10 protein-coding genes are annotated in these 13,015 nt (G+C 62.8%); 4 read left to right on the top strand and 6 right to left on the bottom strand.

From position 1 onward, the window contains the following. Positions 1–10 precede the first annotated feature (10 nt). From M1D74_RS10545 to M1D74_RS10530, 4 genes are all read right to left on the bottom strand, one after another. Positions 11–631 (bottom strand): PadR family transcriptional regulator, encoded by a 621-nt coding sequence (locus M1D74_RS10545; RefSeq protein ID WP_458115283.1) that lies wholly within the window; start codon positions 629–631, stop codon positions 11–13. After that, positions 631–1,479: a DUF4097 family beta strand repeat-containing protein gene (locus tag M1D74_RS10540; RefSeq protein WP_458115282.1), complete on the bottom strand. Its 849-nt coding sequence runs from the start codon at positions 1,477–1,479 to the stop codon at positions 631–633. The genes M1D74_RS10545 and M1D74_RS10540 overlap by 1 nt, the downstream gene beginning before the upstream one ends. Positions 1,480–1,593: 114 nt before the next feature. After that, positions 1,594–2,193 carry a GDSL-type esterase/lipase family protein gene (locus M1D74_RS10535; RefSeq protein ID WP_458115281.1) on the bottom strand — a complete coding sequence of 200 codons (600 nt, stop codon included), beginning with the start codon at positions 2,191–2,193 and terminating at the stop codon, positions 1,594–1,596. 131 nt (positions 2,194–2,324) lie between these two features. Then, positions 2,325–6,140 (bottom strand): multifunctional oxoglutarate decarboxylase/oxoglutarate dehydrogenase thiamine pyrophosphate-binding subunit/dihydrolipoyllysine-residue succinyltransferase subunit, encoded by a 3,816-nt coding sequence (locus M1D74_RS10530; protein ID WP_458115280.1) that lies wholly within the window; start codon positions 6,138–6,140, stop codon positions 2,325–2,327. A 221-nt stretch (positions 6,141–6,361) separates the two neighbouring features. Here M1D74_RS10530 and guaB1 point away from each other — a divergent pair, with 221 nt between their 5' ends. The 3 genes from guaB1 to M1D74_RS10515 all read left to right on the top strand — a co-directional run bounded on the left by guaB1 (position 6,362) and on the right by M1D74_RS10515 (position 10,638). After that, a complete protein-coding gene (gene guaB1 / locus M1D74_RS10525; protein ID WP_309070761.1) occupies positions 6,362–7,813 on the top strand; it encodes a GMP reductase in 1,452 nt (483 codons plus the stop codon). Between the two features lie 378 nt (positions 7,814–8,191). Further along, the gene (locus tag M1D74_RS10520; protein ID WP_309070762.1) at positions 8,192–9,541 is read left to right on the top strand and encodes a hemolysin family protein; all 1,350 of its coding nucleotides are present in this window, start codon (positions 8,192–8,194) and stop codon (positions 9,539–9,541) included. Continuing rightward, a complete protein-coding gene (locus M1D74_RS10515; RefSeq protein WP_309070763.1) occupies positions 9,538–10,638 on the top strand; it encodes a hemolysin family protein in 1,101 nt (366 codons plus the stop codon). The genes M1D74_RS10520 and M1D74_RS10515 overlap by 4 nt, the downstream gene beginning before the upstream one ends. A 65-nt stretch (positions 10,639–10,703) precedes the next feature. Here the strand turns inward: M1D74_RS10515 and M1D74_RS10510 are convergent, their stop codons facing one another. Together M1D74_RS10510 and M1D74_RS10505 are read right to left on the bottom strand one after the other, a co-directional pair. Then, positions 10,704–11,492 carry a nitroreductase family protein gene (locus tag M1D74_RS10510; protein ID WP_309070764.1) on the bottom strand — a complete coding sequence of 263 codons (789 nt, stop codon included), beginning with the start codon at positions 11,490–11,492 and terminating at the stop codon, positions 10,704–10,706. Between the two features lie 21 nt (positions 11,493–11,513). Continuing rightward, positions 11,514–11,852 carry a hypothetical protein gene (locus M1D74_RS10505; protein WP_458115279.1) on the bottom strand — a complete coding sequence of 113 codons (339 nt, stop codon included), beginning with the start codon at positions 11,850–11,852 and terminating at the stop codon, positions 11,514–11,516. Between the two features lie 149 nt (positions 11,853–12,001). Here M1D74_RS10505 and M1D74_RS10500 point away from each other — a divergent pair, with 149 nt between their 5' ends. Then, the gene (locus tag M1D74_RS10500; protein WP_309123748.1) at positions 12,002–12,991 is read left to right on the top strand and encodes a metal ABC transporter substrate-binding protein; all 990 of its coding nucleotides are present in this window, start codon (positions 12,002–12,004) and stop codon (positions 12,989–12,991) included. Positions 12,992–13,015: the final 24 nt, after the last annotated feature.

Genomic DNA, 13,015 nt, shown 5'->3' with positions numbered 1-13,015 from the left:
AGGGGGACGGCTACGGCCGCTGTTTCGATGAGAGCGACGCCCGGATTGATGCCTGTGCCTGGCGTAGGACTGTCACCACAGTTTCGGCGACGGCGTCGCTGATTCCCTGCTCGGTCTCGGCGGCGTGTCTCCGCAGCTCCATGCGAACGTCGTCCCGGAACTGGTTGACGATCAGCTCAAGTTCCTTCAGCGATCGCCGCTGGTCGGAACGGCTGGCGTCCGCGGCCGCCTGCCGTCCGGACCGGCGCGCACTTTCGGCCGACGCCGCGAGGTCCGCCCGAAGGCCGCGCATGTTTGCCCGGATCTCCTGCCGCAGGCCATCTGCGAGCCGGCGTATTGACGCGGAGATGTCCTCCTCGATGTCAGCAAGCTCCCCGCGCCGTTCCGTTAGTTCGCGGCGCCCTTCTTCGGTAATCAGGTAGGTGGTTCGACGCCCCTGTGCCTGGGTTGACACCAAGCGCTCCGCCTCCAGCTTGGCCAGCCGCGGGTAGATAGTGCCTGCGCTGGGGGAGTAGGTCCCACCGAACCGGTCTTCAAGGGCCCGGATTATCTCGTATCCATGTTTGGGGCCGTCCTCAAGGAGTGCCAAAAGATAGAGACGCAGAGCGCCGTGGGCGAAGACAGGGGGCACTAGTGCCCCCTGTCCTGTGCTTCGCCGGTACCCTGATCGGCGGGTGCGTCCGGGGAACGATGGAAGATCGCCACATCACCCGAAACAGAGTTGGCCCGCACCGTCAGGGTGGAGCCGGAGGAGCCCGGCTCGATGAACGTATTTTTCCCGTGACCGGTGAATTTTCGGTTGTCCACGGAGAGGGACCCCGAAACGGTGGAGGCCGCGACGTCGACTCCGAGCGTCTGCGACAGCCGTACGACCAGGTCACCGGAAACGGTTCGCGCGGCCAGGTTTCGGGGCTCTCCCAGGAGGTCCAGGGTGACCGCCCCGCTGACGCTATTGGTGCGGATGCTTTCGCAGTAGCCCGAGGCTGTGACCTCACCCGAAACGGTCTTGATCACCAAATGCCCGGAGTGATGGCGCACGATGGCCTCCCCGCTGACGGTATTGACCGTCAGCCTTCCGGAGGTGTCATCGGCCATGATGGAACCGGACACGGTGTCGATGGATGTGTCCCGCGTACCGCACGCCAGTCCGTCGCCGCTGACAGTCCTCAGCGCAACAGAGGTTCCTTCGGGTACCGCGATGCTGATGACGGCGGCTTCCTTCGGCTTGCCCAGAATTACCTGGCTCGTGACTCCCAGCCAACTCCGGGACGACCCGCTGAGGTGCGAGATTTCCAGCGCGCCCCCGTTCAGACGGACGTCGATGGGCTGCCCCTTGACGTCGGAGACCTCCACCCTGGTTGTCGGCTCATCATGCACCAGGATGTCAATGCGCCCGGCGATGATGCCCGCCTTCACGGACAGCACGTCATCGAACTCAAGGGTCTGAGGAGTTCCGATCTCCCAACGGTCCTGCTGCATGGCTGCTCCTGAGGTATGGATGGAGGAGAAACGCGATATATCGCGTTAACAACACGATATATCGCGTCTTCAGGTCCAGGCAAGGCAGCTGGGCACTTTTTCTTAGAAGTGCCGTCAGAGCGGCGCTGGAATCTCCAGCCACTGGAACCAGCCTCGGTGCAGAACCAGCCACGCCATGAGCCCATAGCCCGCCTGACCGGGGCCGCCGCCGTTCGCCGCCAGATCGGAGCGCCACTGTTCATGCGCGTGCAGGGGAGTGAATGTATCCACGAAGACGTGTTTGCGGCGCGTGGTTACGTCCGCGAAGGCCGCGGAGAGATCGGCGAGACGGCGGTTACGGTCAGCATCCAGTCCGGGCGGCGGCCCGACAACCAGAACTTTGATGCTCATTTGCGCTGCACCGTCGAGAATGTTGGCAAGGTTCAAGCGACTGCGCGCGGTAGAGATATCGAGATCGAGGTCGCGATCGGAGAGCGCGATGACCAGCCGGTTCTCCGTGTGAGCCGAGAACCTCCGACCAGCTTCCTCCAGCCAGCGCGCAGCGAGCGCTTCGGTACCCTCACCGGGGGCTGCCAGGCTGAACGCTTCGAGCGTGGCATTGTCCGGGGTGGTACGCGCCAGGACACGGCCAATCCATCCCAGAGCACGGGGATCACCCAGACCCGCAAGGAGTTCGTCTCCCACTGCGGCAAGCCTTATTCTGCGCTGTTCCACTTATCACCTCGGGTTTGCTGGTCGTGGTCGGTTCTCGATAGGGCAACAGGGCGCCCAACTGGTCCGGGAAACGCCAATGGGCAGGGTCCCCAACAGACCCTGCCCATTGTACGTTCGGGCTTCAGGCTCGCTTAGCCGCGGTCGAATGCCTTCTTGATGAGAATTTCCTGCTCCACAGCGTGGTGCTTCGCCGATCCGGTTGCCGTCGAGGCCGAGGCCGGACGGGATGCCAGGCGAAGCGGGCGATCCAGATGCTCAGGGAGGTTGAGGCCAATGAATGGCCAGGGTCCCTGATTGGCCGGTTCATCCTGTGCCCAGACCAATTCAGCGTTCGGGTACGCTGCGACGGCGGCCTTGATTTCTTCGACCGGAAGCGGTGCAAGCTGCTCCACGCGCAGGATTGCGGTTGAGGTGTCATTCGCCTTCTGGCGCGCGGCCGCGAGATCGTAGTAGAGACGGCCGGATACCAGGAGGACACGTGTGACATCCGCCGGGTTGAGGCCAGCGCTGTCTTCGATTACCGGCTTGAAGCTACCCTGCGTGAAGTCTTCGACGCTGCTTGCTGCCGCCTTGAGGCGCAACAATTGCTTCGGCGTGAAGATGATGAGCGGCTTACGCGGGCGGCTGTAGGCCTGCCTCCGCAGCAAATGGAAGTGTGATGCAGCGCTGGTGGGGTTGGCGACCACCATGTTGTCTTCCGCACACATCTGCAGGAAACGCTCGATGCGGGCGGATGAGTGGTCGGGGCCCTGTCCTTCGTAACCATGCGGGAGCATGAGTACCAGTGACGAACGCTGTCCCCACTTCTGCTCAGCGGACGAGATGAACTCATCAATGATGGTTTGCGCACCGTTCACGAAGTCGCCGAACTGCGCCTCCCAAAGCACCAGCGCGTCCGGCCGCTCAACGGAGTACCCGTACTCGAAGCCCATCGCTGCATACTCCGACAGGAGGGAGTCGTAGATCCAGAACTTCGCCTGTCCCTCACTCAGCTCGCCAAGCGGCAGCCATTCAGTGCCGTTGGCGCGGTCGTGGAAGACCGCATGGCGCTGTACGAAGGTTCCGCGACGCGAATCCTGCCCGGCAAGCCGCACCGGCACGCCTTCCATGAGGAGGGAGCCGAAAGCCGCGATCTCGCCGAAGCCCCAGTCGATCCCCCCTTCGCGGGACATCTGCTCGCGCTTCTCGAGCAGCGCTTTCAGCTTGGGATGGACTGTGAAGCCCTCCGGGAAGTTCAGGTGCGCCTTGCCGATGTGAGCCAGCGTCTCGGCGGTAATGGCCGTGCTCGCCGGGACTCCCACGCCGCTGTCCGCACGCTGCGAGATCGGCCGCTCGATATTCGAGACGGCCGCTGCGTCCTTGGTCACCACCGGAATAGGCGAGGTTTGGGCAGCATGCGTTTCGGCGAAGACCCGCTCGAGCCGCTCCTGATAATCGCGCAATGCCTGCTCGGCTTCTTCCTGGCTGATGTCACCGCGCCCAATCAGGGCCTCGGTGTACAGCTTGCGAACCGAGCGCTTGGCTTCGATCAGGTTGTACATCATCGGCTGGGTCATCGAGGGATCGTCGCCCTCATTGTGACCGCGCCTGCGGTAGCAGACCAAGTCGATGACAACATCCTTGTTGAACCGCTGACGGAACTGGTACGCGAGCTGCGCCACGCGGACAACAGCTTCCGGATCATCTCCGTTCACGTGGAAGATCGGTGCCTGCACCATCTTCGCCACGTCGGTGGAATACACCGAGGACCGTGATGCGGTCGGTGAAGTCGTGAACCCGACCTGGTTATTCACGATGATGTGGATTGTTCCACCCGTACGGTACCCGCGCAGCTGGGAGAGATTCAGTGTTTCCGCCACGACACCCTGACCGGCGAAGGCCGCGTCGCCGTGAACCAGGATCGGGAGGACCGGGAAAGTGTCGCCCTGGTCCAGGCGGTCCTGCTTGGCCCGGACGATACCCTCAAGCACGGAGTCGACCGCCTCGAGGTGCGACGGGTTGGCGGCGAGGTAGACCTTCGTCTCATTGCCGCTGTCGGAGGTGTAGGTGCCTTCAGTGCCGAGGTGGTACTTCACATCTCCCGAGCCCTGCACCGAGCGGGGGTCCTGAGTACCTTCGAACTCGCGGAAGACCTGGGCGTAAGTCTTGCCGGCGATGTTGGTGAGTACATTCAGACGGCCGCGGTGAGCCATGCCGATGGCGACCTCGTCCAGTCCGTCGTCGGCCGCGTCCGAAAGGATGGCGTCCAGCAGCGGAATAAGCGACTCGCCGCCTTCCAGCGAGAACCGCTTCTGCCCGACGAACTTGGTCTGCAGGAAGGTCTCGAAAGCCTCTGCAGCGTTCAACCGGTGCAGGATACGCAGTTGTTCTTCACGGCTTGGCTTGGAGTACGGGTGTTCCAGCTCGTCCTGGAACCATTGCCGTTCCTCCGGGTCCTGAATATGCATGTACTCGATGCCGGTGGTCCTGCAATAGGCATCACGCAGAACCCCGAGGATGGTCCGGAACTTGAGGGCAGGCTTTCCGCCGAACCCGCCGGTCGGCCATTCGCGGTCCAGGTCCCAGAGCGTCAGGCCGTGGGTACGGACGTCGAGGTCGGCGTGCTTGCGCTGCACGTACTCCAGCGGGTTTGTGTCCGCCATGAGATGGCCGCGTACCCGGTAGGCATGGATGAGCTGCTGGATCCGGGCCACCTTGTTGATCTCGTCCATCGGATCAACCTGGATGTCCGCGCTCCAGCGCACGGGCTCGTAGGGGATACGCAGGGCTTCGAAGATTTCGTCGTAGAAGTTCTGCTCGCCCAGCAGGAGCTGGTGCACAATCCGCAGGAACTCTCCGCTGCCCGCACCCTGAATGACCCGGTGATCATAGGTGGAGGTGAGGGTGATGGTCTTGCTGATCGCATGTTGAGCCAGCGTCTTTTCGCTGGCGCCCTGGAAGGCTGCCGGGTACTCGAGGGCTCCCGCTCCGATGATGCAGGCCTGGCCCTTGGAGAGCCGGGGAACCGAATGTACGGTGCCGATGCCGCCGGGGTTGGTAAGGGAGACAGTGGTGCCTGCGTAGTCGTCAGCGCCGAGCTTGCCTGCGCGGGCGCGCTTGACGAGGTCTTCGTAGGCATGCCAGAACTCGGAGAAGTTGAGTGTCTCCGCCTTCTTGATGTTTGGCACGACCAGGAGGCGCGTGCCGTCCGGCCTGGGCATGTCGATTGCGAGGCCAAAGTTCACGTGGGCGGGCTGTACCGCTGCCGGCTTGCCGTCGACCACGTCGTAGTACACGTTCTGCGAAGGGAACTGCGCGAGGGCTCGGATGATCGCGTAGCCGATGATGTGGGTGAACGAGACCTTGCCGCCCCGGGCACGCTCCAGATGGTTGTTGATGACCACGCGGTTGTCGATCAGCAGCTTCGCAGGAACAGCGCGAACGCTGGTGGCGGTGGGAACCGTCAGGCTGGCATCCATGTTCGTGGCGATCGCCTTGGCGGGGCCGCGAAGAACAGTGACGGTGTCTTCGTCCATTTCCGGGTTCAGATCCGACTTCGGGAGCTGGGCCGGGATGGGAGCCTTCTCTGCCTTGGGCTCGGTCTTGGGTTCCGCCTTCGCGGCGGGCTTTGGCGCAGACGCCGGCTTCGCGGTTTCCTTGGCGACAGGAGGAGTGCCCGTTTCCTGGGTTGCAGCAGGGGACTCGCCGGAAGCCTTGGGAGCATTCTGCTCAGTTGAGACGACGGGAAGCTCCCGTGTTGGGGGATGGGGTTCGGAACCAGCTGACCGCCCGGCCGCGTGCCGCCCATTGTCAGAACCGGTGTTCTCAGCCTCGAAGGATTCGAAAAGGCTCCACCACTTCTTGTCTACGGAGTTCCGGTCCTGCCGGAATTGCTCATAGAGCTCATCCACAAGCCATTCATTTCCGCCGAATTCTTCCGGTAGACGGTGGTTGGGTTGTTGTGGCACTTGTTATACGCCCTCTTCCGTGAGTTGCCCTTGGCCCAAAAAAGGTTACGTCGGCGCTCGCCTGACCCTGTTGACCTGCACTTCAGTCTAATGACAGTTTCAGGCAACAAGCCAATCTCTACCGCTTCCTTGCGCTTATGTTCCGATCCGGTTCAGAAGCGGTCCGGATCGGTCGCAAAAACGGCATACACTCGCTTGTGTAACCGACTGCAGGAGCACCCGTGCGTTTCATCAACACGCCCTCAACCGACCTCACTTATTCGGACGTTTTCCTAGTGCCGTCGGCGTCCGAAGTCATCTCGCGGTTCGACGTCGACCTGTCCAGCGATGACGGAACCGGCACCACCATCCCCCTAGTGGTGGCGAACATGACCGCCGTCACTGGCCGCCGGATGGTGGAAACCGTGGCCCGGCGGGGTGGGCTTGCCGTACTGCCGCAGGACGTTCCTACCCGGGTGATCAGCGAAGTCACCCAGTGGGTGAAGCAGCGCGACCTGGTGTTCGAGACACCGCTGAAGCTGCACCCCGCAAACACCGTCATTGACGCACTGCACCTGATCAATAAGCGTGCTCACGGCGCCGTCATGGTCGTCGATGACTCCAACCGCTGCGTCGGAGTGGTCCATGCGGCCGACTGCGAGGGCGTGGACCGCTTCGCCTCCCTTGAAGCGGTGATGCGGACGCGGCCGCTGATCCTCGACGCAACACGTTTCTCGACTGACCGGGACGCGGCCCTCCAGCAGGCTTACGAGGAACTGGACGCCGCCGGTGTATCGCTGGCAGCAGTCCAGCAGGATGGTGAGCTCGTCGGCGTTATCACTCGCAAGGGCGCGCTTCGCTCCACCATCTACCAGCCCGCGACGGACAGTCAGGGGCGTTTGCGGGTGGCGGCAGCCGTCGGAATCAACGGCGACGTGGCAGCGAAGGCCGCCGAACTTCTCGACGCCGGTGTGGATGTTCTCGTTGTTGATACGGCGCATGGCCACCAGCGCAAGATGCTGGACGCGCTCAAAGCAGTGACAGCGCTCGATCCGTCGGTTCCCGTGGTTGCCGGAAACGTGGTGAGCGCAGACGGCGTTCGCGACCTCGTTGAGGCGGGCGCTTCGATCATCAAGGTGGGCGTGGGTCCGGGTGCCATGTGCACCACCCGAATGATGACGGCGGTGGGCCGTCCGCAGTTCTCGGCTGTTTATGAGTGCTCACAGGCTGCGGCCGAGCTCGGCGCACATGTGTGGGCAGACGGCGGCGTCCGGTATCCGCGGGATGTGGCGCTCGCGCTTGCGGCAGGGGCCAGCCAAGTCATGATCGGCTCCTGGTTTGCGGGTACCTATGAGAGTCCCGGCGATTTGCAGACCGACGGCCAGGGGCGCCAGTACAAGGAGAGCTTCGGCATGGCTTCCGCCCGCGCCGTCCAGAACCGGACGCAACGGGACGATGTATTCGCTCGTGCTCGCAAGGGCTTGTTCGAGGAGGGCATCTCGACCTCAACCATGTACCTCGATCCAGCCCGCCCTGGGGTTGAGGACCTGCTGGACATGATCACGGCAGGGGTACGCAGCTCGATGACCTATGCAGGCGCGCGTTCCCTCGCAGAGTTCCGTGAGCGGGCAATAGTCGGCGTGCAATCCGCCGCCGGCTACGAAGAGGGTCGTCCGCTCCAGCAGAGCTGGTAGAACCGCGTCGGCCGCAGGGCTTGAAGCGCCGGCGGCCCTTCGGGTGCTGTAAACTGGAGATCTTATGGACAGTTCCTCTAGGGGCCGGCCCATGGCGCGCACGCAGCGAGAGGCAACATCGACCCGATGTGCAGCGCAGCCATCCAGTGCCGGCAGACCCCGTTCACTTGCCCATCACTCAGCTTCCGCGCGTACTGCCACAGGCGGTTCGCCTCGGGCTGGGCTTCCCAGTGCGGACGCCGGCGGCGATGCGGTCTGCGGTGACGCCGTCTCGGAGCCGTCTCAACCGGAGGACTCCTCCGAGCCGACGGAACCTCCGAAACCCGTCCCGCCCGTTAGGTCCGCCACGCCGCTGACCGCCCTGGCGGTGATCGCGTAGTGGAATGGCTCTATCTGGTTGCCGGTCTCCTACTGATCCTCGGCACGGGCTTTTTCGTCGCAGTCGAATTCGCACTGGTCGCACTTGACCAGACGTACGTGCAGAGAGCGGTGGACGAAGGCGACAAACGCGCGGAACCCCTGCTGAGGTGTTTGAAGTCGCTGTCGACCCAGCTGTCCAGCTGCCAGTTGGGCATCACGCTCACCACGCTGCTGACCGGCTACGTCATGGAGCCCTCAGTGGGCCGGCTGCTGGAGACGCCCCTGGCCTCACTCGGTGTGCCGGATGCTGCAAGTGCATCCGTCTCCCTCGTCCTCGCCATGGTGTTGGCAACCCTGCTTTCGATGCTGATCGGCGAACTGGTGCCGAAGAACATGGCTATCGCGCTGCCTTTCAAGGTCGGCCGGACGCTGGCGCGTCCCCAGCTGATCTTCACCGCCATCTTCAAGCCCGCCATCGTCCTCCTCAACGGCTTCTCGAATCGTGTGCTTCACCTGTTCGGGCTCGAAGCGAAGGAGGAGATCTCGGGCGCACGAACTCCGTCTGAACTTTCCTCCCTGGTCCGACGGTCAGCTGAACTCGGCACGCTGGACCAGGGCACTGCCACGTTCCTGGCACGAACGTTCAGTTTCTCGGAGCGCACGGCAGCGGACGTGATGACGCCCCGTATCCGCATGGCAGCCGTCGAATCGGACCAGACGGTAGCCGACGTCGTTGATCTTGCACGCAGGACGGGCTATTCACGCTTTCCTCTCATCGGGGACTCACCCGATGACATCCGCGGGGTGGTGCACGTCAAAAAGGCGGTTGCCGTGCCGCGATCCAGGCGCGCAGAGCTGCCGGCCGGCACGATCATGACCGATGTCCTGCGCATCCCCGAGACTGTTCACCTTGACTCTCTGCTCAGCGAGCTCCGGGAAGCGAACCTGCAGCTTGCCGTCGTGCTGGATGAGTACGGTGGAACGGCAGGGGTCGTCACTCTTGAAGACCTGGTGGAGGAGATCGTTGGAGAAGTTGCCGACGAGCATGACAAGCTCAAGCCGGGCGTCCTGCAAAGTGCGGCCGGCAACTGGTTCTTCCCGGGGATCATGCGGCCGGATGAGGTCAGCGACCAGATTCCCAACCTTGTGGTGCCTGACGAATCCGGTTATGAGACAGTCGGCGGCTTCATGATGTCCGTCCTCGGCCGGATCGCCGAGACAGGTGACCGTGTGGAGGTGTCCGGCGGAACTCTTGAGGTGGAACGTATGGACGGACGCAGGATCGACCGCATTAGTTTCCTTCCTGCAGAGCCGGAGGACGCCGGTCACTCCGGATCCGGCCCAACTGCAGTGGGAGGTTCCCGATGAGCGACTGGGCTGGAATTCTCTGGCTGGTCATCCTGCTGGTCGGCAACGCATTTTTCGTCGGCGCCGAGTTCGCGGTCATGAGTGCGCGTCGAAGCCAAATTGAGCCTCTCGCTGAACAAGGCCTGAAACGTGCCCGCACCACCCTCTGGGCAATGGAACACGTTTCGCTCATGCTCGCCTGTGCGCAACTCGGTATCACCGTCTGCTCCCTGCTGATCCTTCAGGTGGCAGAGCCCGCCATTCACCACCTGATGGTGGTCCCGCTCGAGGCGATCGGTCTGCCGGAAGCGCTGGCCGACGGCGTCGCATTCGGCATCGCGCTGGCCCTGGTAACCTTCCTGCACGTGACGTTCGGGGAGATGGTGCCGAAGAACATCTCGGTATCCGTCGCCGACAAGGCAGCACTGTTCCTCGCGCCGCCGCTCGTCATGGTGGCGCGCATCGTTCATCCCGTCATCTCTACCCTGAACTGGACCGCCAACCATATTTTGCGCGCACTGCGCATCGAGCCGAAGGACGAGGTCACTTCCTCCTTTACGCTCGAAGAAGTGCAGTCCATTGTGCAGGAATCGACGAGGCATGGTCTCGTGGACGACGACGCGGGGCTGATCAGCAGTGCACTGGAGTTCTCCGGACAAACGGCCGGAACCGTCATGGTGCCGCTGGACGAGCTGGTTACGCTTCGTACCGATTCAACTCCTGAGGAATTCGAAAAAGCCGTTGGGCGCACGGGGTTCTCCCGTTTTGTCCTCGTGGATGAACACGACAACCTCACGGGTTACATGCACCTCAAGGACGTCATGTCGATGCCGGAAGGCGCCTACTCGCGTCCTATCACGGAGAACAAGGTGCGGGCTCTGGCCAACCTGAGCGTGGACGATGAGATCGAGGACGCGCTGGCAACAATGCAGCGCACCGGCTCCCACCTCGCCCGGGTAATGACCAGTGACGGGCAGGCGCGGGGCGTGCTCTTCCTGGAGGACGTTATCGAACAATTGGTGGGCGAGATCCGGGACGCTACGCAGAACCAGGGACTTCGGAGAACCGGAGAGTTCCTCCAGGACGGCGGAGACCTGCGAACCCGACCGGCACGCTAGTCTCCGGTGAGGCAGCGGGGGTTCCCATCGGAGTATGGGGACCTCCGGCCGTCATGGCGGGAACGTCAGTCCCATCCTTGCTGAGGAGTGGCACAGGTGTCCCGGAACACGTACTGCGAGGGTCGCTTGCGTTGACGGCTGGACCAGTCGATAGCAGGCCGGCGCTGCTTCTCGGGAAGGTAGCCGAGGCGGTAGACCGCCATCAGCTCAAGACCGTCCGGCACACCAAGAATGGCCTCAACCCGGCTCCAGTTCTCCGGAACTTCCATCGGGAAGGAGACAAACTGGATGCCCATCCCGAGCTCCACGGTGGTCAGCCATACATTTTCCATCGCGGCGCCCATGCTGAAGACGGAATAGAAGCCGGACAGTTCGCCTGGTCGATACTCGCTCCTGTCCAGCATGACGCCCAGTAGCAGCGGGGAGCCCGCAACGAGCTTTCTGTTTTCCTCGCCGAGGGTCTGGGGGACGCGGAGCTTGTTCATCAGCGTCTGACCGGACGGAGTGAACACCTTCCTGGTGAATGGGCGGAGCAGCGCCGGAAGCTGGTCGAACAGCATGCCGTCCCTCCGCTCCTCCATCTCGGATTCGCTGAAGCGGAAATAGCGCTTGTAGCGCTCGAAGAACGTTCCCTCAGCCATGACCTGCGTCATGCTCTCGCCGCTGATGGCTGCAATCTTGCCGATGGTGTCCTGGTCCTCAACGAGGACAAAGCGCCATGGCTGGCTGTTCAGCTGTGACGGCGCAGCGCCGGCCACCTGCATCAGAACCTTCTGGTGCTCTGTGCTCACGGGCTCGGACAGAAAGGGACCGTTCGTGGTCTTTCGGTTGAATACGACATCGAGGAATTCCACGGGTGTCCTAATGGTTGCGGTTCACGTTGGGAGTGCGACTATCAGGCTCAGAATATAGAACGGCAGCGGAACCAGGGCAGCCCAGATATGCCGGTAGGGGTGGCGTCGAGCCGACCCGGCGTACGGCAGGGCGACCAGCGCCACCAGCGCTGGAATGAGGAACCACCCTGCCGTGCTGGAACTCCACCACAGGGAACTCAGCGCAACGAGGCCGAGGCTGAGGGTCGCGACATACAGCGCGTGATGGATCCAGTGGAATCCCTGCGAGTTGATCAACCCGGTCCGCACTGACGCGCCGAAAGCCGCGTTCGCGGCGTAGAGCCCAAAAGCCAGCGCGACGACGCCGGCTGCACCGTTCATGCTTCGGAACCTCCGCGGAGAAAGGGTCAGGAAGGATCATCGTCGCACCATTCCTACACCGCCGCACAAACTGCGAATGATTCGCGTTTAGGTTAGAGTTGACCTTGCCTGATGGCCCGACCCTCTCCCCAAAAAGATCGAGGATACTCATGCGCTCCGTTCTCGCGCGAACCACTGCGGTTCTCTCCGCTTCGGCCCTTCTGCCGCTGGCGTTGGCTGGCTGCGGCCAAAATGCCGATGGAACGGCCTCCGCCGAGGACGCGGGCACTCTTCAGGTGGTGACTTCCACGAACGTCTACGGGAACATAGTCGAATCCGTCGGCGGTGACCTCGTGGAAGTGACGGCGATCGTCGACAGTTTGAGCCAGGATCCGCACTCCTACGAGGCGACGGTGCAGGACAAGCTCGCTGTATCGAAGGCTGACCTGCTGGTGGAAAACGGCGGCGGTTATGACCCCTTCCTGCACACGCTCGCTGATTCGGTCAAGGTGGATCATGAGTATGTATTGAGCGCCGTCGACATCGCGGGAGTAGCAGGCGGGGAAGAGGCCCACGCCGAGGAAGAGGCTCACGCCGAGGAAGAGGCTCACTCCGAGGGTGAGCACGGGCACGGCTCCTTCAACGAACACGTCTGGTACAAGCTGGACGCCATGGCCGATCTTGCAGGCGCTGTGGCGGAGAAGCTGGCCGCACTCGATCCCGACAACGCGGAAACTTATGAGAGCAACGCTGCGACGTTCGAGAAGGACATCGCCGCGCTGCTTGAGGAGGCGCAGGCACTGGCTCGCGAGGCTGAAGGTAAGTCCGTTGCCGCTACTGAGCCGGTGCCTGCCTACCTCCTGGAGGCGGCGGGCCTTGAAGACGTTACCCCCGAGGATTACTCGGAGGCCATCGAGGAGGGCTCCGATGTTCCGGTGGCTGCCATGAGCGAGATGCAGCAACTCGTGGAAAGCGGCTCTGTTGCTTTCCTTGCCTACAACGAGCAGACCGAAGGCGCGCAGACGCAGGCGGTCCGCAGCTCCGCGGAGAGTGCCTCCGTGCCCGTGGTCAGCTTCACCGAGACGGTGCCGGACGACGCTGATTACATCTCCTGGATGACCACCAACATCCAGAACATCGCCGAAGCACTGAAGTCCTGACAGAATTGGCCAGTACCCTCCCTT

The organism is Arthrobacter sp. D2-10 (assembly GCF_054161285.1).
Note: the sequence above shows the minus strand (reverse complement) of the source record. Positions and strands in the feature narration are given on the sequence as shown.